General features: G+C 35.8%; 13 protein-coding genes. 8 read left to right on the top strand and 5 right to left on the bottom strand.

The window, feature by feature from the left end; translation table 11 throughout:
• The first annotated feature begins 91 nt into the window (after positions 1–91).
• The 3 genes from kdsA to KFE94_03990 all read left to right on the top strand — a co-directional run bounded on the left by kdsA (position 92) and on the right by KFE94_03990 (position 3,901).
• Positions 92–925: a 3-deoxy-8-phosphooctulonate synthase gene (kdsA, locus tag KFE94_04000; GenBank protein UTW67286.1), complete on the top strand. Its 834-nt coding sequence runs from the start codon at positions 92–94 to the stop codon at positions 923–925.
• A gap of 36 nt (positions 926–961) precedes the next feature.
• Positions 962–1,972 (top strand): CBS domain-containing protein, encoded by a 1,011-nt coding sequence (locus tag KFE94_03995; GenBank protein ID UTW67285.1) that lies wholly within the window; start codon positions 962–964, stop codon positions 1,970–1,972.
• Between the two features lie 111 nt (positions 1,973–2,083).
• On the top strand, positions 2,084–3,901 hold the full coding sequence (locus KFE94_03990; protein ID UTW67284.1) for a hypothetical protein: 1,818 nt from the start codon (positions 2,084–2,086) through the stop codon (positions 3,899–3,901).
• 36 nt (positions 3,902–3,937) lie between these two features.
• Here the strand turns inward: KFE94_03990 and KFE94_03985 are convergent, their stop codons facing one another.
• From KFE94_03985 to KFE94_03975, 3 genes are all read right to left on the bottom strand, one after another.
• A complete protein-coding gene (locus tag KFE94_03985) occupies positions 3,938–4,921 on the bottom strand; it encodes a pyridoxal-phosphate dependent enzyme (protein UTW67283.1) in 984 nt (327 codons plus the stop codon).
• Positions 4,914–5,204: a DUF3817 domain-containing protein gene (locus KFE94_03980; GenBank protein ID UTW67282.1), complete on the bottom strand. Its 291-nt coding sequence runs from the start codon at positions 5,202–5,204 to the stop codon at positions 4,914–4,916. Before KFE94_03980 ends, KFE94_03985 begins: the two co-directional genes overlap by 8 nt.
• An 85-nt stretch (positions 5,205–5,289) precedes the next feature.
• Positions 5,290–6,525 (bottom strand): ABC transporter permease, encoded by a 1,236-nt coding sequence (locus tag KFE94_03975; protein UTW67281.1) that lies wholly within the window; start codon positions 6,523–6,525, stop codon positions 5,290–5,292.
• Between the two features lie 193 nt (positions 6,526–6,718).
• On the opposite strand from KFE94_03975, the gene KFE94_03970 reads away from it, so the two are divergent.
• The 5 genes from KFE94_03970 to KFE94_03950 all read left to right on the top strand — a co-directional run bounded on the left by KFE94_03970 (position 6,719) and on the right by KFE94_03950 (position 13,720).
• Positions 6,719–7,885, top strand: coding sequence for a DUF1343 domain-containing protein (locus KFE94_03970; protein UTW68207.1), 1,167 nt, complete (start codon positions 6,719–6,721; stop codon positions 7,883–7,885).
• A 156-nt stretch (positions 7,886–8,041) separates the two neighbouring features.
• Complete coding sequence (locus KFE94_03965) at positions 8,042–9,175, top strand: DUF4856 domain-containing protein (GenBank protein ID UTW67280.1); 1,134 nt, start codon at positions 8,042–8,044, stop codon at positions 9,173–9,175.
• Between the two features lie 125 nt (positions 9,176–9,300).
• Entirely contained in the window at positions 9,301–10,377 is a 1,077-nt protein-coding gene (locus KFE94_03960; protein ID UTW67279.1) for an imelysin family protein, read from the top strand.
• A 2-nt stretch (positions 10,378–10,379) separates the two neighbouring features.
• A complete protein-coding gene (locus tag KFE94_03955) occupies positions 10,380–12,797 on the top strand; it encodes a TonB-dependent receptor (protein UTW67278.1) in 2,418 nt (805 codons plus the stop codon).
• A gap of 164 nt (positions 12,798–12,961) precedes the next feature.
• A complete protein-coding gene (locus tag KFE94_03950) occupies positions 12,962–13,720 on the top strand; it encodes a sterol desaturase family protein (GenBank protein UTW67277.1) in 759 nt (252 codons plus the stop codon).
• Positions 13,721–13,773: 53 nt separating this feature from the next.
• On the opposite strand, the gene KFE94_03945 is transcribed toward KFE94_03950, so the two are convergent.
• Both KFE94_03945 and KFE94_03940 read right to left on the bottom strand, forming a co-directional pair.
• Complete coding sequence (locus tag KFE94_03945) at positions 13,774–14,430, bottom strand: hypothetical protein (GenBank protein ID UTW67276.1); 657 nt, start codon at positions 14,428–14,430, stop codon at positions 13,774–13,776.
• A gap of 342 nt (positions 14,431–14,772) precedes the next feature.
• Positions 14,773–23,169 (bottom strand): hypothetical protein, encoded by an 8,397-nt coding sequence (locus tag KFE94_03940; protein ID UTW67275.1) that lies wholly within the window; start codon positions 23,167–23,169, stop codon positions 14,773–14,775.
• Between the last annotated feature and the right edge of the window lie 202 nt (positions 23,170–23,371).

Raw genomic sequence — 23,371 nt, 5'->3', positions numbered from 1 at the left:
AAAAAACAGAACATATTAACATCTTGTTACACATTATAAGACAATGGTTCATATTCATCTTTAAAATTATACTTTTGCCAAAATTTTTTGAATGAGTATTAAAAAGGTTAAAGTTGGCAACGTAGAATGTGGAGCTGACAAACTTTTCTTGATTTCCGGTCCATGTGTGATCGAATCAGAAAAGATCATGATGGACACGGCTGAAACACTTAAGAGAGTAAGCGAAGAGTTGGACATCCCTTTAATTTATAAATCTTCATTCCAGAAGGATAACCGTAGTTCTGTGGATTATTACATGGGACCAGGAATGGATGAAGGTTTAAAGATTTTACAACGTGTCAAGGAAGATTTCGGTTTTCCAATTTTAACTGACATTCATTATCCTGATCAGGTTGCACCAGTTGCAGAAGTTGTAGATGTGCTACAAATTCCAGCATATTTGGTGATGCAAACTACCCTGGCGGTGGAAGCCGCAAAAACTGGAAAAGTGGTGAATTTAAAACACGCACAGTTTTTAGCTCCTGAAAATATGACAAAACCGGTTGCAAAAATTGAATCAACAGGTAATGAGCAAATTTTATTGACCGAGCGTGGATACGCTTTTGGTTATAATGATTTGGTAGTTGATCCGCGTTCATTCTATCATTTAAGAGAAACAGGTTACCCAACGATTTTTGATGTGACGCATTCTATTCGTAAGTATGGAATTCCAAGTGCCGATCCAAATGGTGGTGCCAGACAATATCTGGATGTTTTGGGACGTGCTGGTGTCGCTGCCGGAGTTGATGGATTGTTTGTAGAAACACATCCATGTCCAAACGAAGCTTTATGTGATGCTGCTTCGCAAATGGATATGACACAATTAAAAGAATATTTAAAACCCCTTATTGAAATGCACGAAATAGAGGTAAAATACCGTAAGTAAATCTCGTGTAAAATTTAATTTAGAAAACGTAACAAAATGGAATTATATTTAGATTCAGCAGATTTAGAGGAAATTAAAGAGGCCGTGCAAATTGGTTTTTTAACGGGTTTAACTACCACACCAACTTTTATGCACCGTCATGGAATTACCGATATTGATGGAACAATTATCGAATTGTCAAAGATTGTTGACATTCTTCAAATTGAAGCATTAGGTGATACTGCTGAAGATATTATTGCAGAAGCATATCGTCAGGAGAAATTAGGATTGGATAGAAATAAAACCGTTTACAAGATTCCTATGTCATTAGAAGGTGTAAAAGCTTGTAAAAAATTAACTGACGAAGGTTTTATGGTAAATATCCACCTGGTATATACATTACAACAAGCGTATATGGCGATGGAAGCAGGAGCAACTTATGTATGCCCGCTTGTAGGACGTTTACAAGATCAAGGTAATGATGCAATTGCTTTGATTGAACAATGTGTGAATGCTGTAGAATATTATGGATATGATACTAAAATAATGTTCTCTTCTGTTCGTAACGTGGAGCATGTAAGAAATGCGATTAATGTAGGAGTACATACCGTGACAGTACCATGGAAATTAATCAAGCAATTGACGCAAAACCATTTCACAACTATTGGTACAGACCAGTTTACTCAAGACACATTCATTATGACTGCAAAGGTTAAAGATGTGGTGGGTACTAAAAATCCAAATGTAGGAATGGATGCTACTGTAACTGATTGTTTAGTTCAAATGACAGCAGGTGGAAATGGAGCTGTTAGTGTTGTAGATGAAAATGGAGCTCCAGCAGGAATTTTTACCGATGGAGATCTACGCAGATTGATGGAAAATGAAGGTCCTGAGGCTGTAAATAAGAAAATGGGTGATTTAGGGTTAAATGCACCTAAAACGATTGATGCAGAAGAGTTGTTATATAAAGCACAGAAAGTTTTTGCTGAGACTAAGGTGGACTCTTTGATTGTTGTATCTCACGGAAAAGTTGTAGGTCTTTTGGATGTTCAGGATTTGATCAAATAATGGGACTTAAATAATATTATGGAAAGCCTCTGTCGATTTTGATAGAGGCTTTTTTGATTAATACATTTATTAATCTTACTTTCAACGCTTAAATAACCTTAGTGCTCCACTATGAATAAATATACGAATGTAACCTTAGGATTACTCATAGCCTTTATCATTATTATGAATGGGCTATTTGCACCAGGAAATATAATTTCCTGGGATGTATATGGCTATTACCTGTATTTACCCTTGCAGTTTATTTTTCATGACTTGGGAATGGCCGATGATGTCAGGATATTTGATTTAATGGAACAATATAAAAGTTCAGCAACTTTCTATCAGGCCATGAAAATGCCGGAAGGAAATTATGTGATGAAATATTCTATGGGAATGGCCATTTTGTATGCACCTTTTTTCTTTCTAGGCTGGTTAAGTGCCTTATTATTGAATTATCCAATTGATGGATTTTCGTTACCGTTTCAATACGCCTTGCATTTTGGCAGTATCTTATATTCTTTGATCGGAATTTGGTTTGCATCCAAAGTGTTGAATCACTTTTTTAATTCGAAAATTAGCGCACTCATTCTTGCCTTAATTGTATTTGGAACAAACTATATGGTACATATAACTATGTATGGCCAAAATGCAATGTCTCATAATTATTTGTTTACCGGGTATGCTTTAGTGTTGTGGTTTACGATTAAATGGCATGAGCGATTCGAATGGAAGTATGCATTAGGATTAAGCGTTGTGATGGGATTAATGATATTGAGCAGACCAACGGAAATAGTTGTTTTAGCTCTACCAGTGCTTTGGGGAGTGTTTAATTGGCAGAGCTTTTTAGTGAAGTTGCAAATATTATTAAAACACAAGTATCAGGTATTAATGTTGGTGATGATTTTAATGCTTTTTGGATCTTTTCAATTTGTTTATTGGAAAATATATGCAGGTAAGTTTTTATATAATAGCTATGGAGGAAATGCCGGTGAGGGATTGGAATTATTGAGACCATTTACAAAGCAGTTTTTGTTTAGTTTTAGAAAAGGCTGGTTGATTTATACACCACTTATGATTTTCGCGACTGTAGGATTTTATGCGATATACAGGAAAAATCGTGAAATTTTTCTGGCGGTGATTGTATTCTTTTTGTTTAATCTGTATTTGGTTTCCAGCTGGTCAAATTGGTGGTATGCGCAATCATTTAGTCAAAGACCCATGGTGTCTTCATATCTTGTAATGGCCCTTGGATTGGGATATTTTATTGTTTGGTTAAGCGAACAAAAGAAGTATATCCAGTTTACACTTGGAGGAGTGATCGTCTTAATTGTTGGGCTAAATATCTTTCAAACGATCCAATTTCATAAAGGAGTTATTCACGGAGATAGAATGACCAGAGACTATTACTTCGCAAGTTTTGGAAAGCTTAATGTCACTGAAGAGGATCGAAAATTGTTGTTGATTGATAGAAATTATACAGGAACCGATGCGTTTACTAATGAGGAAGAATATGAAGGAACTCTTTTGAAAGAGCATGACTTTAATGATGGTGATGATTCATTGAGTTATTCAGGATGCTGTTCTTATCGTTTAACCTCTAGAATAATATACTCTCCTGTGATTGAGAAAGCATTTAAGGATATAACCCGAGATGATTATGTATGGTTTAAAGTGTCTGTGTATGTATTTATAGAAACTCAGGATGTTGTAGAAGATTTTAGTTTGGTAGTTCACTTTGATCACAAGGGATATGCTTATAATTATAAAACAATCGAATCAAAGAATTTAGATTTAAAAAAAGGTGAATGGAATAAGATTGAATTCGATTATTTATCTCCGGAGGTTAGAAATGGGAATGATCTGTTCAGGACATTTGTATGGTATCGCGGAAATCATTCTTTATTGATAGATAATATGAAGGTTGAGGTATTCGAGAAAAGAGATTAAAAAAAGCCTCAATTGAACTCAATTGAGGCTTTCTCGTTATAAGAAGTTTTGTTCTTTCATCCAATCATCGTTAAAGATTTTTCCAACGTATCTCGAACCATGATCGTGAAATAAGACGACAACTACATCGTCTTCGGTAAGTTGATCTTTTAGTTGTCTTACAGCACTAAAAGCAGAACCAGCAGAATATCCTAAAAGTAGGCCCTCTTTAAGCGCCAATTCTCTGGCTACCAAAGCACCATCTTTATCAGTTACTTTTTCAAAATGATCAATAAGATCAAAATCTACGTTTTTAGGAAGAATATCTTCACCTATTCCTTCAGTTAAATAAGAATAGATTTCATTTTCATCAAACTCACCTGTTTCCAAGTACTTTTTGAAAACGGAACCATATGAGTCTACACCCCAAATCTTGATGTTAGGATTTTTTTCTTTTAAATATTTCCCAACTCCGGAGATCGTTCCACCAGTACCTACACCTACAACAAAATGTGTGATTTTACCTTCTGTTTGTTCCCAGATTTCAGGTCCGGTTGATTCGTAATGTGCTTGTCTGTTAGATAAATTGTCGTATTGATTTAACCAAACGGAGTTTTCAATTTCCTGGTGTTTGCGTTCTGCAACAGAATAATATGAGTCAGGATGGTCAGGTGCCACCGCTGTAGGACAAACAATAACTTCTGCACCTAAAGAACGAAGAACGTCTACTTTTTCTTTACTCTGTTTATCATTAGTAGTGAAGATACATTTGTACCCTTTTACTATCGCAGCTAAAGCAATTCCCATTCCTGTATTACCGGATGTACATTCAATGATGGTGCCTCCGGGTTTTAATAATCCTTTTTCCTCAGCATCTTCAACCATTTTAAGTCCCATACGGTCTTTTACTGAATTCCCAGGGTTGAAATATTCTACTTTACCTAAAATAGTTCCTGGAATGTCTTCTGCAATTTTGTTCAGTTTAATCATAGGCGTGTTACCTATGGTTTCCAGAACATTGTTAAATATTTTTTTACTCATAATTCTTTTTTAAAAGTTTAGCCTCGAAAATGAAGGTACCAAAAGGAAGCAGTGATGCAATGAAGCCCCAGGTAAGTATTTTGAAGTTCCATTTGAGTTGCTGACCAACTAAAAGAAGCCAAATCACATATGTCACAAATAATACTCCATGCGCCATCCCAACAGGTCTTGTTGGTTCCGGGATATCATAGATATATTTTAGAGGCATGCAAATCCCTAATAAAACGATATAGCTGATTCCTTCAGTGATCGCAAGGAATTTAAATATTTTAATATGATTCATTTTTAAAATTTAAGCATGCAAATAGAGTGAATTGTTTTCAAATATGAGGGGATTAAACTGTTAATTTTGAAATAATCTTTTGAGATTAATCAAGTTTGATAGCGTCAACTGTTGATATTTTAGTCACGATATAAGTAGGAGCGATCAACATGAAAATACACAATATCAGGGTAAACATATTTAAAGATAAAATATCGAATATCTTAATATTGATAGGCACATGCGACAGGAAGTAGGTTTCTGCAGGAAGTGTGAAAATCTTAAAATGCTTTTGGATTAAAGCTGCTGATAAACCAATCAGATTTCCCCAGAATAAGCCAACGGTCAAAAGATAAGTAGCAATATATAAGAACAACTTTCTAATACTTGTATTTGAGGAACCCATAGCTTTAAAAATTCCAATCATTCGAGTTCTATCTAAAATCATAATAAGTAGAGCAGAGGCCATATTGATTCCAGAGACCATAATCATTAAACTAATGATTATGGTAACATTAATGTCCTGTAATTCGAGCCAACCAAAAAGATTCTGATTCTTATTGACGATTGTAGTTGTTTTATATTCAAATGGAATGTTATTGAAAATGAAATCATCTAACTCATCCAGATCTTCATATCTATGTAGATTGACTTCAAATCCTCCAACTTGACTTTCTTCCCAGCCATTTAGTTTTTGAATATGTCTGATATCTCCAAGAATAAATAAATCATCAAACCCTTCAAGATTGGTAGAGTAGATTCCAGTTACCATGAATTTGCGAGGTCGTGGTTTATTATCCTTGATAAAGAATACCAGAAAGTTGTCTCCAATAGTCAGATCCATTTTTTGTGCAATCTTTTGGGAAATCACTACATTATTAGACTTTTTATCAGAATCAAATTTTAAGGGTTCACCTTCCACCATATATTCATTGAAGAACGTCCAATCAAAATCATTTGCAATCCCTTTTAAGACGATTCCAAGAATCTCCTTTTTCGTTTTTAAGATTCCGGTCTTATTGGCGTAAACCTGAATATTACTGACCTTTGGTAAGGTGTCTAATTCAGGATAAAATGGCTGATCTGTAGATATTGGAATGATTTCGTATCCATCCGTACTTTGAAAATTGGAAATTTGAAGATGTCCTCCAAATCCAATAATTTTTTCTCTAATCTCACTCTGAAATCCGGTAACTACGGTAACCGATAGAATCATTACAGCTACGCTGATTGCGATACCCGCAAGCGCAATATTAATGATTGGCTTGATGTTATTCCGACCATTTTTATCCGAAGACTTACCTCGAATAAGTTTTAAAGCTGTAAAAAGTTCAAAGTTCAACGAAACGGTATTTGAAGCAGCAATATTAAGTTATTCGAGTCAAAAGGAAACGATTCAATAATAATTGACAACGATATAATGATAAGTGGTTTAATTGGAATCATTTTTGGGGTCTAAAAGGAATTACTTTAGTAGATTAAACTGAAACGTATTGTTAAGAGCATTCATTATATCTATATATCTGGTGTTGGCTATGGGACTCAATGGTCAAATACTAAATTTTGATTCTACTTTAATTAAGTCTGCAGAAGATGTTTTAGTAGGAGCGGAGAGAGCATCGTTGTATTTACCTAGCTTGAAAAACAAAAATGTGGCTTTAGTGGTGAATCCAACCAGCGAAGTTTTTGGAACTCATTTGGTGGATTTTCTATTGGAAAAGCAAATAAAGGTTAGCAAAGTTTTTGCTCCTGAACACGGGTTTAGAGGAGATGCTGATGCGGGAGAAAGAATTAAAGACGGTGTAGACCCTAAAACCAGAATCCCAATCAAGAGTTTATATGGAAAGAATAAAAAACCATCTGTTCAGGACCTGGAGGGAATAGACATTGTGATATTTGATATTCAAGATGTAGGGGTGAGGTTTTATACTTATATATCTACTATGCATTATGTGATGCAGGCTTGTGCAGAAAATAATGTGGATTTTATGGTATTGGATAGACCTAATCCGAATGGGTTTTATGTAGACGGTCCTGTTTTAGACATCAAAGAGCAATCATTTGTTGGGATGCATGAGGTTCCAATTGTACACGGAATGACAGTAGGAGAATTCGCTCAGATGATCAATGACGAAGGCTGGCTGGGTAAAGGCTTAAAGTGTAATTTACAGGTGGTATTGTTGACTGGATGGACCCACAAAGACTTGTATCAATTGCCCGTAAAACCTTCTCCAAATTTACCGAATATGACTGCAGTATATTTATATCCGTCTTTAGGGTTGTTTGAAGGAACGAATGTAAGTGCAGGGAGAGGAACGGATTATCCATTTCAGGTTTTTGGCTCGCCTTATATTGTGGAAGAGGAATTCAGTTATGTCCCTGTACCAAAGCCAGGGGCCAGGTATCCTAAGCATAAAGGCAAAAAGTGCTACGGACAGGATTTGAGAGATTTTTCTATTGAAGCGTTTTATTCTAATCCGAAAATCTCATTGCAACTAATGATTTGGGCATATATTAATACTTCTGATCAATCCGCGTTTTTTCTGAAGAATCATTTCTATTCCAGATTAGCAGGAACCCCTGAATTAAAACAACAAATCGAAAATGGAGTAACTCCGGATGAAATTAGAAATAGTTGGAGTACTTCTTTAACTTCTTTCCTGGTGCTAAGGAAGAAATATCTCTTATATAAAGATTTTTAAGGGTTTAAATGCCTTTTTTATCCTTTTTCATATTTACAAAGGTTGTCATGACTATGTCATAGATAGAAATATACCTAAAAGTAGTGATTTTTGAACTTTGAAGGCGAAATATATTTGCGGTCTGAAAACATTATTAAGAATCATTATAAATAAGAAATGAAAAAATTATCACTTGTTTTATTGGGCGCAGTTTTATTTACAGCATCATGTAAAAAAGACGATCCAACACCTACTGCTTCAGGACCTACACAACCAAAGACATATAGCTTTGATAATGTAAGTTACTCTGGACAAACCACTAGATTGGATATGTTAGGTGAGCTAACAGCTGAAATGAAAAAGCCTGCATCAGGAACTGCTGCAGATGCTCAGGTAATGTTAGATATGTTTAAGAATGAAAATGACCCATTCGCTGATGGTGCTTTGAATTCTGCTACGAAGCAACTGAAAAATAAGTGTTTTGATGGTTCGGGTGACGTACCTTCTGCAACAACATTTGAATACTACATGGGAAGATTGGCTGGTTTGAGTGCACAACATACCGGAGCATGGGCTCCTGGAACTGCAGGTGTAGCGACTTCTGGTTCTAAAGCGTATTACTTAGATGAGAATGGAGTAGAGTATGCTCAAATCGTTGAGAAAGGATTAATGGGTGCAGTATTCTATTATCAAATTGCAGAAACTTATACACGTGATGGTAAAATAGGTAATGCGGTTGATAATGAAAATGTAACTGATGGAAAAGGAACCGATATGGAGCATCACTGGGATGAGGCTTTCGGTTACTTTGGAGCTCCGGTTGATTTGACTGAAGATAACTATGCAGATAAATCTTTACGTTACCATGCGAAGTATGCAAAGAAAGGATCTGCAGTTGGTTTAGAAACTGTTGGAAAAGTAATGGATCAGTTTATCAAAGGTCGTTTTTCAATTTCTAACAAAGATTATACTGCAAGAGACGAAGCTGCAGCTCAATTAAGAAAAGAATATGAAATGATTATGGTAACTACAGCGATTCATTATATCAACGGTGCTATTTCAGACTTTGGTGATGACGCGATTAGAAACCATGAAATTTCTGAAGCTTACGCATTTATTATTTCGTTACACTACAATAGTGACAAACTAATCTCTGATGCGGACTTAATGACCGTTAAAGATTATTTCAGAGAAGACATGGGTGGTCATAAAGTACCTAGCTTCTTGAATATTACTGTAGCGAAATTAACTGATGCGAAAAATAAACTAAGCGCTGTTTACGGATTAGACGCTGTTAAAGATCAATTATAGAATTTAATAATCTCTCATATCAAGATCGGATCAGGAAAGGGCGAAATGCCTTCTCCTGATCATTTTGTTTATAGGTTTTTGATTTTGGAACGATGAAAATGTATAGAATAACACTTTTTTCTTTGATGATAGTTTTACTTGGAACTGTGGGTTGTAAGTCAAAGGATGATCCTGGAAGTTCTGCCACTGAATTTGACAGAAAAACCATGTTGACCCATGTTTCTGAGAACATTATTCAAACAAATTATACGATTTTAAATAGTAAAGCTGTACTCTTAAAACAAAAGGCTTTAGACTATACAAACCAACCAGATGTTCAAAACCTGACCGCGTTAAGAGCAGGGTTATTGGATTGTCAGATGGCTTACCAAGGATGCTCAACGTTTGAGTTTGGTCCAGCTGCTACGCATTCTTTAAGATCAATTTTAAATACTTACCCGACATCTACGAGCATTGTAGAATCAAATATTACTTCAGGTTCTTATGATTTGTTTTCAGCTGGTAATATTGCGGCAAAGGGATTACCTGCATTGGAGTATTTGATTTTCGGTGATCAAAAATCAGATCAGGAAATTATTGACTTATTTACTACTGATGCGAATCATGTGAATAGAAAAAAATACTTAAACGATGTAGCAGAACAAATAGCAAGTACCGTGACGAATGTGTACAATGGATGGAATGGTGAGGGGTATGATCAAACCTTTGTGAATTCTGATGGAACAGCGGTTGGGAGTTCTACTGGATTATGGATTAATGCTTTGGTGTTGGATTTCGAGCGTTACATTAGAGATGGTAAAGTAGGAATTCCTGTTGGCGTACGTTCATTGGGAACACCTAATCCTGAGAAAACAGAAGCGTATTATAGCGCTAAATCTTTGGAGCTTTTAAAAGAGAGCTTGACCCAATATAAGAATGCTTTTAACGGGGTTACCACCAAAGGGGTTAATGGATTGTCATTAGATGATTATTTAACACATGTAGGATCTGGAAATACGGCACAGAATATTAATAATCAGATTGATTTGGCGCTGGAAAAAATTAATACACTTGCAGGGCCATTATCACAGGATGTGGTGGATAATAAACAACAGGTAAAGGCGGCATACGATGAACTTCAAAAGGCAATTGTGTTATTGAAAGTGGAAATGCCTTCCGCTTTATCTGTGTTAATCACATATCAGGATTCTGACGGAGATTAGGAATGCAAAATAGACTTGTACATATAGTTCTGTTTTTATTGGTAACAGTTACGTCTTATAGTCAGGACCAGTGGCACGTTACGTTTATTTCTGATAAGGATAAAGCACCTATATCAAGTCTTGTGGCATATTCTCCTGAGTTGAAAAAGGAGTTTAGAACAAACAAACGAGGGTTAATAACCGTTGCAAATCCAAGTAAGAGCAAAGTTTCGTTCCTAACAGTTGCTGAAGGGTTTGAATCTGCAACTTTTTGGGTGACACCATTTGTTGATGATACCATCATCGTAAAAACTCAAGTTTTAGAGTTGAAAGCAGTGCAGGTAACAGATAGCACTACGAATTTGGAATTACAGCCTTTACAAATGCGTTCTGTAGAGGATATGTACATTTTTTCCGCGAAGAAATCAGAGCGTATTGAAATCAAAAAGCTTTCAGCTAATTTATCAACTAATAATAGCCGACAAGTATATTCTAAAGTGCCGGGGTTGAATATTTTCGAAAGTAACGGTGCTGGTTTAAATACTGAGATTGGAGGACGGGGATTGAGCCCGGAACGTTCCACGAACTTCAATATGAGGCAAAATGGATATGATATTAGTGCAGATGCATTAGGATATCCGGATGCCTATTATGTGCCTCCAAGTGAAGGTGTGGAGAGAATAGAAGTGGTTAGAGGAGCCGGGGCTTTACAGTATGGAACGCAGTTTGGCGGAATGATCAATTATAAAATGAAAACTCCTGAGACGGATAAACCTATTCAAATTGAAAGTAGGCAAACCGTAGGTTCTTATGGTTTTTTCAATTCCTTTAATGCTATTGGAGGAAAGTACAAGAAAGTAGAATATTATACTTTCTATATTTATAAAAGAGGAGATGGTTGGCGCCCAAATTCTGAGTTTAATGCGCATAATTTTTACGGGTATTTAAAGTATACTCCTAATGAAAAATTAAATCTAACCTTTGACTTTTCGTATTTCACTTATTTGGCTCATCAACCAGGAGGTTTAACAGATGCGATGTTTGAATCAAACCCTACACAGTCAATTCGTGAGCGTAATTGGTTTAATGTGGATTGGAACTTACCAAGTTTAACGCTTGAGTACAAAATTTCTCCATCGATGAAATTAAGCTCTAAGACATTTGGACTCATTGCCACCAGGAATGCCTCAGGTTTTTTGGGAAATATTACACGTGTTGATCCCTTAGGTAACAGAGATTTGTTGAAGGACAATTATTTAAATATTGGAAATGAGACCAAACTATTGAAACGATATTCTTTGAAAGGAAGAATGAGTACGTGTATGGTTGGTGTAAGATATTATAGAGGAAATACCAGAAAAAGACAAGGAGATACAGATGATGGATATGATGCGAATTTTAGTTATTTAAATCCGGATAGTTTAGAAGGCTCTGATTTTGATTTCCCAAGTCAGAATATCGCGATTTTTGCTGAGAATATTTTACAGGTTACGGATAAAATAAAAATTCAACCCGGGATTCGCTATGAAAACATCAATACCAGTTCAGATGGATATTATCGTAAAACCAGTAGAGATTTAGCAGGTAACATTTTGAGTGATACTTTTATCTACGATCAATTATCAAAGCCAAGATCATTTATTTTATTGGCTATCGGAGGGAGTTATAAGCCAACAGGTGATTACGAAATCTATGGAAACTTTTCCCAGAATTATCGAGCGATTAATTTCAATGACCTTCGAATTAATAATCCTAACTTTAAAGTAGATCCAAACCTTCAAGATGAAACGGGATACAATCTGGATATAGGAATCAGAGGGATGTATAAGAAGTTTTTGGTTTATGATGTAAGTGCATTTTATCTGAAGTATAATAATAGGATTGGTTTTGTTCAACGTGTGGATTCGGTATTGTTTAAAACATATAGATACAGAACAAATATTTCTGCTTCAACTACTATTGGTTTGGAAAGTGTAATTGAAGTAGATTGGTTCAGATTAAATGAGAAAATAAGTAAGAACAAGAGTTTAAAAACATTTGTGAATTTTGCTCTGATTGATGGAAAATATACGGATTCGAAAGAAGCTGCATTTGAAGGAAAGAAAGTTGAATTGGTTCCAAATGTTACTGTGAAATGCGGAGCTACTTTGGTAATAGATCGATTTAAAGTGAGTGGTCAATATAGTTATACCGGAGAACAGTTTACGGATGCCTCCAATTCTGAATTTGACCCAAATGCAGTAAGTGGAATTATTCCAGCATACCAGATTCTTGATTTTTCGATGAAATATTCCTGGGACAAGTTATTTGTTGAAGGAAACGTTAACAATGTTTTGAATTCGTCCTACTTTACCAGAAGAGCATCTGGTTATCCCGGACCGGGTATTATTCCAGCTGACCCTAGAGCTTTTTACGTAACTTTAGGGATTCAGATCAAATGACGATAACGGATATATATGAAATAATCAAAGAAGGAGTTCAATTGTCCTTGGGTTATTTTGTATCTCCAGCTAAGAGAATTTACATCCCTTTTTTATTGAGTTCTCTGCTTATAAGTTATTTGGTGTTTCGTTATACCAACGTTAGGCAGAGTTTTATTAGTTATGTGTTTAACAGAAAGGTCTGGTGGAGTCAGTCAGCACATGTAGATTACTTTTTTTTAGTTTTTAATGGAGTATTTAAAATTATTGCCATAGGCCCATGGTTAATTTTAGGAGTATACCTTTCTTTTTATACAAAAGAGTTTCTATTGGATATCCTAGGATATCCAGACTTTACTTTAAGTACAGAATGGATCGTTTTTTTATATACTCTAACTTTATTTATAGTTAAAGACTTATCCACTTATTTAGTGCATTGGATGATGCATAAAGTATCCTGGTTATGGAGGTTCCATAAAGTTCATCATTCTGCGGAAGTATTGAATCCAATTACTCAATATAGAATTCATCCGGTAGAGTTAGTTTTAAATAATTTGAAAGGAATGATTGTTTTTGGCGTAATTACAGGGATGTTTGACTTTTTATCTAATGGCTCAATGCAACTTTGGATGATTTTAGGAGTGAATGGTCTAGGATTTCTTTTTATGTTGCTTGGAGCGAATCTCAGACATTCGCATGTGAAACTAAAATATCCTGTCTGGCTGGAAAGATGGCTCATCAGCCCTGTTCAACATCAAATTCATCATAGTGATAGAGTAGAGCATTTTGACAGTAATTTAGGCTCTGTTTTAGCAGTATGGGATAGGCTTTTTGGAACTTTGATTTTATCTAAAGATATTGGAAGAATTAAGTTTGGGCTTGGAGAAGAGGGGAGGAAGATGCGTTCTTTTTGGCAGAATTTAATTACTCCGTTAAAAAAGTAAACACCCCAACGAAAAATATCATTGGAGTGTTTATTCAATCGATCTATTAACAATTAGAGGCTTGAAAATAATGTTTGTGCTTTCAGGTTGTATGATGCGACCATTTGACGATGATCATGAAGTTTAATTTCTTCCAGTTGTTTAAAGAATAGATTCTCTGTCTCTGTATAACTAATTGTAAATTCTGTAAAATCCTCAACATAGATGCAATTTTGATTTTTATCGAAGATGGCATGAACAGATAAATCTAAATTTGGAATTTGATACTTTTTTGAAAGTAATTTTACCAGCTCCTTTCGTTCAGATTTTTTTGCGTAAGAAAAAATGTATTTAAAGAAGAACAAACGGTTTTTGTAGAAATGCATTTCAATTTTCACATTTTGACCAGCTATTTTAACTCGATACAGCAATACTTTACGTAATACCCCTCTCGTGTTAAAAGATGCCAAATGAGTACGTTTAGGCATTACTTTTTTAATGTTTTTAATGTGTTCTCCAAATTGAATAAATGGAGAGTATTCGATTGGAATCTTAGTTGTAATTCTTCTCTTTGATAAGTTTTTATCTGAGATATTATTATAAGTTCTTAATTCTGAATACTTTTCTAAAGTTTCAGCATAGTTATAGTGATTGGTGGTAATAATGTTATTAAGACTAAACCAATCCGCTATTTTTTCAATTATGTTGGAGCTTCGTAGTTTTCTTAACATAACTTTTAATTTAGTTGATGATGTAGTTTGTTGTATTAAAATCTTCTGGGGAAAAGATTAGTAAATTCAATAGATTGGTAATAGTACAAAACTAAAATAGGGTATTTGCCTTTTTGTTTTGTTATTATACGTTATTATTAATGTAATTGAAACCTGAGTTAAAATTAAAAGTGGGTAGATTAGGATTTCATAAATCTAACATACTGATACTAAAATGGGCGTTTCCCACCACAAGAAACGCCCATAATCCTCACTAACCATCTTTAGTATTTTAATGATTTACTCGTGTCGTAATCATTGTCAATATCGCAGAGTGACATGGAAGTGATTGATAGTTATCATTTAGTTTTTAATAATCTTAGAGTGATATTTTCTTTCGTTATTAGAAATTACATTGATAAAGTAAATACCTGAGCTGATAGCCTCTAAATCAATTCTAATCTTAGTATTTCCGGTAATGTTGGTTTGGGTCCAGATTACTTTACCTGTAACATCGATAACTTTTACATCTCCATTGATTCCACTTTGATGAGACAGTATATAACTGTTATTCTCTCTAAGTAATGAGTAATTTGCATTTTGATCAACATCAGAAATACTGGTTACTGTTGTGTCTCCGTTATTTGGGTTCCCTTTATCTGAATTTCCTCCACCGGTAGAACCAATCTCATTTTTAAAGATAAGTTCAAAGCGATTTAAGTATTCGACATTGCCAGCAAGAGACACAGTATAACTATTATGTGTAATTTCTTGAACATCTCCAGTGCTTATGTCGCGGATATATATTTTAATGCTTACAGGAAGGTTCTCCGTTTTGTATTTTTCAAAAGTATGAAGACCTGAATCGGCAGTGAATAAAGCCAATGGAATAACTTTAGAATCTCCAATTTCCAGAGCCTCAATTCCTTGAATAGAAAACTCTTCATTACCTATTATAGAGGCAAATCGAATATGAGAACTACCTACGAATTTATGCGCATCGTATCCATGATCTACAGAATCAGTTGTATTTGCATTATATCCAATTAGAATATTGTTCCTGTAATTTTGAGGGGATGTTACACTAATCCATGCCAGGTGGTTATTTGTTTGTGCTTCCGTTTTAAAATACTGGTTGTTGTTTCCAGATCTCATGCTGTTGTTGAAGACAACATTTGAGTTTGAGCTGGCATATACCCAAAACCCTTGTCCACTTGCAATATGTCCGGATGGAATGGTAGCTGAGTTTCCTGAGTTAACACCACCTAGTGCATTCCATGAAGCATAATCGGAATGTTGGTTGTATCCAGCCGAAGTATCTCCTCCATCCCAGAAGTAAATAGCGTCTGTAATTCTAGAATTATTAACGGCATTTTCGTTCCAGAACGCGGTAGCATTTAATGCACTTGGATATGGATTGCCCAACAGGTTCCAATCATCCTGATCCCAACTAGGATTGTTTCCTAAAGAAGTTGTAACAACTGGTTTAGTGATATCTCCATTATTAACTTTACCATCGTATTCACGTGTTGACGAAGCCGCTCCTGGTACAAAATATCCTCTTGCTACATCCATAATACCGTCACCACCAGCAATTACATTAGCAGCGGTAAATGTTACAGGGTTTCCATAACAAGTAGTAGAATAACCAACAGCATAATCATAACTCCAGGATTGATTGTTATGATCAAATAGCCAAATGTCACATGGGTTTGTTGTTGGGAATGTAGATGTTAAGGATGCATTTTGAATAGGTGAGGACCAGATATTATATGAATTAGCAAAATTATTGCCTTCGCGTCTTACCTTGTAAGTCCCTGAACCTAAGTTTTCATTTGCACCAGTATTTGTTTGTAACAAAGAACCGTTGTTTTCAATTTCAATAACACCGTTATTATTTACCTTTTCACTTACAGTTACAGTTACTCCACTATTAATTGTGAGTTCTCCTGTGCCTGTTACAATAATTTGAGCTAAAGAAGCATCTGAAGAAATTGATGCTCCAGAACCGTAGACCTTTAGAACACGTCCAGCATCTGAATTATCAGGAGCATTTCCTGATCCACTGCCGCCATCATATGCACTTCCATCCCAGGTAATGTAGTTGCTATCAATAGCCATGGTTATTGGGTAATCATTTGTCCAGGAAGTAATATTAGTTGAATTTGTACAGTCTTCACTAGTTCCGGTAATTATTGTTCCGGATGTAGCGTTTCCTGTAACACCACCGTTCCCTTCATTAACCCATTTGGTCCCGTTCCATCTGGCTACTCTGAGATCACATCTGGTTCCAGAACCAATATGACCACTTCTGGTACTATTCCAGCCAATTGTAGCTTTTACGTTATTTGATCCTGCCAAACGATTTAAAATCCAATATTCATAGTTAGATATATGATCAAGACCAGAAGATATGGCTGTTGTGTCAAATCCATCGGTCTGAGGAGAGGTATGCTTGTATTCAGCTTCAAATCTTGAGCTTGAAGAACTAGGTTTACTCATAGTAATTGGAGCGTAATAGCCATCTTTTCCTGTTGGGAATGTAAAAGCATCATTTCCAATTTTAACTATTGGTCCATCTATATATGCACTATTCGATACTGAGGAAACAGTCGTGTTATCATTCATATAAATGACATTACTCGAGGTAGTAATAATATTACCATGATCCAAATCCAGTTCTTTAAGGATAATGATTGGAGTGTTAAGAGTGATATCTGAGCTAGTATTGCTCGTTTGGATATCTCTAAATTCAGGTGTTGGTGTTCCTCCAATTATATTAATACTCTGTGCAGCATTACCATCAAAAATCGTACGACCATTACCTGCGGCACCAAATCTCACTGTAGTTGATGAGTTAACAGTAATATTTTTAGCATAAGTACTTGCGGAATTATATGAAGGATACATTAAACCAGAACCTGTTTTAATATAAGTAACATTGCCATTGAAATCATTACCTTGACCATTAGCAGGCATAAAATATGACGCCCCAGAATTCTTAAATACTACATCATCATTGAACGTATTCCCTCCGGTTGATGAATCATTATTTGCACCGGTTTTCTCCAAAGATGTTACATTATTATAAGTAGAGTTTCTAGTGAACACTCTAGGAGCTCTAAAGTCAATAATTCCATTCCATTCTGCATTTCTTATGTATAAATACCCAGTACCGGTAAGAATTAGATTTTGAGAAGTGTTTCCACTTTGATTGAAGTTTCTAAACCATAATTGTCCGGCAATAAAACCGCCTCCCCCAATGCTAATGCTTTTAGAATTAGCCAAGGTTCCACTTCCTCCGTTTTGTCCAAAGCGAATTCCATCCGATAAAGAATGTGTACTGGCAATGGAAATATTACCATTGTATTGATTAGAACTGTTAGAATTGTAGTTGCAGTAAATTTCTGAATTTGTTGCATTTGAATTATTTGTGATGTTGAGATCTCCATTAAAGATGAGGTCTCCACTATTTCCAAGGTAAATTCGCTTATAGGTGCCTGCACTTGAGTTTATTATAGAAGAAGTTCCATTGACTGTAACTTGTGAATTGGTGTTGTTTGCGACTAATACATGACCATTAACGGTTGATCCATTATTATTGATATTTAGACTACCATTTAAAGTCACATCACCATTATCTCCAAGAACAATATATCCTATACTACCAGCTGCATTGTTATTCAAAGTAGTAGACCCAGATATAGTGATATTTGAGTTTGTTGCGTTGGAAACATATGTATACGTATTTGAGCTTGGGGAATTATGATTGATAGTAAGGTTTCCACCAATCATATTTCCAGGACTATTGTATGCGATATACATGTTATGAGAGCTATTGTTGTTCATGACCAGATTAGCCTGAAAGTCATCAGCTGTACCATTCCCCATTAGAAAATATCCAGTGCCTGTGTTTTTAAGTTCTGTATTCCCAATTATGGTATTACCTCCTCCACTTACATCATGTGTAGATCCAGTTTTTTCAAAATATGCACTACCTCTATAGGTAGAATTATTGGTAATGAAACTTGGAGATTTGAAAATCACATTTCCTCCCCAATCGCAGTCTTGATGTCTAATATACGTTGCTGTTGAAGCTAATTCTAAAGATTGTGGTGTGTTACCCAGTTGAGTGAAATTTCTAAAGTTAATGGTTCCTCCAATAAAGTTAGCAATATCTACTCCGGGAATTGATATGGTTTTGGAGGCAGCTAGTGTTGCTATACCTCCGTTTGCTCCGAATAAGAAGCCATCACATGAAGTATGGGTTGATTTTAAAGTAATGTTACCGTTAAACTGATTGGCACTTGAAGATCTATAGTTTAAGTATATTTCAGAGTATGAGGCAGACGAGTTATTCGTAATATCCAGGTCTCCATTAAAAGTAACATCTCCGTAATTTCCTAAATAGCATTGCTTGTTCGAACCCGATCCATTATTAGTAAGAGAGGTATTGCCACCGATAGTTACAGCTGAACTTGAGGAATAACCCACAATAAACTGAGCTGTACTAGCTGTAGAAGTATTGGTCATTGTTAAGTTTCCTCCAATAGTTAGGTCGCCTTGATTACCGATTTGGATGTTCTTTGAAACGCCATTCAATCCAGAGTTATCAGCTGTTAAATTCCCAGTGATATTTACAAATCCTTTGTTTGAGAGGTATATGTTATGAATACCACTTGTGCTTGAAGAAGAATTACTTACAGTAACGTTACCTGTAACATTAATAATTGTTGAATTGTTGTTTGATAAATACAATTGTTGTGAGCCAGTTCCTGTAGATTCATTAAGAAGTGTTAGGTTACCTCCAATCGTATACGTTCCGGCAGCATTGGCCAATAGAACATTACTAAAGGCACCTTTATTATTGATGATAACATTAGCACCAAATGAACTTGATGCGCTATTAGAGATTGTTAATCCACCGGTTCCAACGTTGTTATTCAGTACAATTTCAGTGTTGCCAATAAAAGTGTTGCCACCATAACTGTCGTCAGTCGAAGCTCCTGTCTTTTCAATGTATGAAGTGCCATTAAACGTAGTATTTCGCATATAAGTACGAGGAGACTTAAAGTTTACATTACCCCCCCAGTTAGAGTCGCGATTGTAGATATATGATGCCGTAGATGCTAATTCAAATGAATGAGGAGTTGTGCCGGTTTGAGTAAAGTTTCTAAATAAAAGCTGTCCCCCAATGAAGTTCGCAATATCAGTACCAGGAATGGTAATAGACTTTGTATTGGCCAATATGCCAGAACCTCCGCTATTACCGAATAAGATTCCATCGCAGGAAACATGCTTAGAGCTAACTGTAATATTGTCATTGTATTGATTGCTACTGTTAGCCTGGTTGTTACAGTAGACTTCAGAATCTGGGGATCCTGCATAATTTTCAATGTTTAATGTGCCATTGAAAATGATATCTCCATAGTTGCCAAGAAAAACTCTATTTCTGTTTGAGGCATTGTTGTTATTGATAATATTTGTGTTCCCATTTATAGTCAACGATGACGTACTGGTATTTGAGAGCATCGAGACAGAGTAAGAACCAGAACCAGAGTTTTCAACGTTAAAGTTACCGGTAACTGTAGCACTTCCATTGTCAGCAAAGTAGGTTCTTAGTTGATTAGCAGAGCCATTAGAAATCATGTTTACATTTCCTCCAACACTTAATGTTGCTGAGGACTGATTACAAACTAAGATATAACTGGTACCTGATCCTGTAGCAGAATTAGTAATATTTAAATTCCCAGCTACCGAGTGTCCGGCACCAGATCTGGCAAAATATAATGAACTGGTTCCAGAGTTAGTAAGAGCAACATTTGCAGAAAAAGTATCTAATGTTCCGTTACCAAATATCAATGCTCTACTACCACTGTTTATAAGAGTTGCATTTCCTGAGAAGATATTTCCACCGTCCGAATAGTCATCACCAATTCCTCCTGTTTTTTCAAGGTGAACAGTGCCGCTATAAGTGGTTCCACGGGTGTTAAATCTTGGAGCTTTGAAAGTAACATTGCCTCCAAAACTTGAATTGTAATTATATAAGAACCCTGTTCCCGTTAATGTGATGTTTTGTGCGGTAGATCCTACCTGAGTGAAGTTTCTAAAAAGAAGTCTTCCCGATATGAAACCAGAGCCGCCTACAGTTATTGTTTTAGTACTTGCTAATGTCCCCGTTCCGGTATTGTCTCCGAAACAAATTCCATCACATGAGGCGTTTGTGGACTCAACAGTGATATTATCATTATAGACATTGCTGCTGTTGGCTCTGTGATTTAAATAGATTTCAGAGTTCGAAGCACTAGAGTTATTGGTTATATCTAAGGTGCCGTTAAAAGTAACATCACCATGGTTGCCTATATAAATTCGTTTCGTAGTACCAGCACCATTGTTACTTATTGTTACTGGATTACTGAATGAGATAGATGAACTGGAGTCATTACAAATAATAATCTGTCCAGTGCTACCGGTTGAATTGTTGGTGATATTAACGTTATCAGAAAATGATATTTTTCCACTACTTGCAACATAGATATTACTGGAAGTAGCAGAAGAGGTATTCGAAATATTAGTAACTCCTGCGACTGATAATACACTGGAACTAGATGATGCCAAATAGATATTTGAAGAAGAACCAGAAGAAGTATTGTTTATCGTTAATGTCCCGTCAATAGTATTACCCGGACTGTTATATGCCAGGTAAATATGACTTGTTCCGGTATTATTTAAAATCAGGTTTGAGTGGAAGTTATCATCCTGACCATTTCCCATGAGAAGATATGATGATCCGCTATTTTTTAATTCTGTATTTCCAACGAATGTATTCCCCCCAACACTAGCGTCAGATGTCGCTCCTGTTTTTTCAAGCGTTGTTGTTCCACTATATGTTGTACCTCGTGTTAAGATTCTAGGAGCTGTAAAAACCACATTGCCACCAAAAGAAGCATCTTGACAGTATAGTAATGCAGAGCCTGTTATAGTTAAAGATTGTGGTGTGGAACCCGTTTGGGTGAAATTTCTTAATCTTAATTCTCCTGATACAAAACCTGAGCCTCCAATTGTTATAGTTTTCGTATTTGCTAAAGTTCCGGTACCTCCGTTTCTACCGAAACGAATACCATCAGAATTACTATGTGTTGCAGAAATAACGATATTATCATTATAGATATTACTAGAGTTTGAACCTTCACTTAAAATAATATCAGAGTTGTTTGCCCCAGAGTTGTTAGTCACATTTAAAGGACCATTGAACGTAACATCTCCTTGATTACCTGCAAAAATCTGTTTGGTGGTGCTTGTTCCATTATTGGTGATATTGGTAGTGCCTGTAATGGAGACTTGAGAATTTGAGCCGTTAGCGAGGAATATATATCCTGTGGTTCCGGTTGCGCTGTTGTTTAGAGTTACTGCATCATTAAATGTAATGTCTCCGTTGTCACCAATATAAATTCTACCATTAGAAGAAGAGGTTAAATTATTGAAAGTAGATGTGCCATTAACTGTTAATGTAGACGCTGAATTTTGAGATATATAAACATAATTTCCAGACCCGGAAGAAGAGGTATTATTTACCGTTAAGTTACCATTGATGATGTTCCCTGCACTATTGTGTGCAATGTAAGTTTGGCTACTGCCTGAGTTGTTTACAATAAGGTTGGAGCTGAAAGTGTCAGAATTCCCATTTCCAAAAACAAATCTGGAAGAGCTGCTATTGTTAATCGTAGAATTTCCTGAAAATGTATTACCTCCACCTGAGTAATCATCTCCAGAGCCGATTTTATCGAATTGAGATGTTCCAGAAAAAGTTGTTGCATTTAAGACAATCCTAGGAGCAGTGATATTTACATTACCGTTGAATACAGTTCCAGAATAGGTCCTGATTCTTGCAGAATCAGAAAGTGTAATAGTTTGAGCAGTTGCACCAGATTGAACAAAATTGTATAATCTTAAATCTCCTGTAGTAAAGCCGCCTGCGTCAATTGAAATGATTTTGGTTGAAGCCAGAGTAGATTGTCCTCCATTTTCGCCAATATAGATACCACTACCTCCCGTAGATCCAATAATGATGTTTCCATTGAATTGGTTTCCAGCAGAAGCGTAAGCGATACGAATACGGCTGGTACTCGTATTAATTAGAGTGACGTTATCATTAAAAATATCAGGATTAGTTTGTCCCATTAAGAAATAACTGGTACCAGAATTGGTTACCTTTAATGTTGAATTGAACGTACAACCACCTGCACCAGTTGTTGAAGATGACCCATTGTCTTCTACAGTCACCGGGTTGTTGAAAGTACCACCACTAAATCGTACTCTACCAGCAACGATATTGATAGGCGCATTAAATGTGGTTCCGCTAAAATGGCTAATACCAGTAGTAGTGAAAGAAACAGATGAGGTTCCAGGTGTGTCTGTGATTGTCCCTCCACGGAAATAACAATGTTCGGAACCTGAAACTGTTGGATTGAAACTAAAACCAGCAAGTTCTAGAGTGCCGGAATAATTGGCGGTCATGGTGATCCCATCAACTGTAACCGGAATATCTAAAGTACAATTACCCGGACCACTTAGATCAAAGTATACGCGATCTCCTATAGTAGGAACCGATGCTCCTCCTGATCCACCACTTGACGTAGACCAGTTATTGGTGTTGTTCCAATTACTTCCTGAGGTAGCAATCCAGTAGCGGTTTGCTGCGTTCAGGTTTGATATAAAAAAGAGGGAAATTACGGTGAATAGCAGTAGTGTGTTTTTCATATCTGTGTGTTAAATACGTGTGACTTTTTTGTTCAAAATGAGCCCAAAAAGTGGAGAGCCATTGTCCAAATGTAGTGAGTTGCATAACGAATTGGGCTGAATTACTCAATATTGAAAAAGGTTGAAAGTTTTCTTACAAACCCTTGATACTATTGAATTTCTATCGAAATGAATTGAATTATAGTTAAAAATACATGATCAG

Source organism: bacterium SCSIO 12643 (assembly GCA_024398135.1).
Lineage (GTDB): Bacteria > Bacteroidota > Bacteroidia > Flavobacteriales_G > Salibacteraceae > CAJXZP01.
Note: the sequence above shows the minus strand (reverse complement) of the source record. Positions and strands in the feature narration are given on the sequence as shown.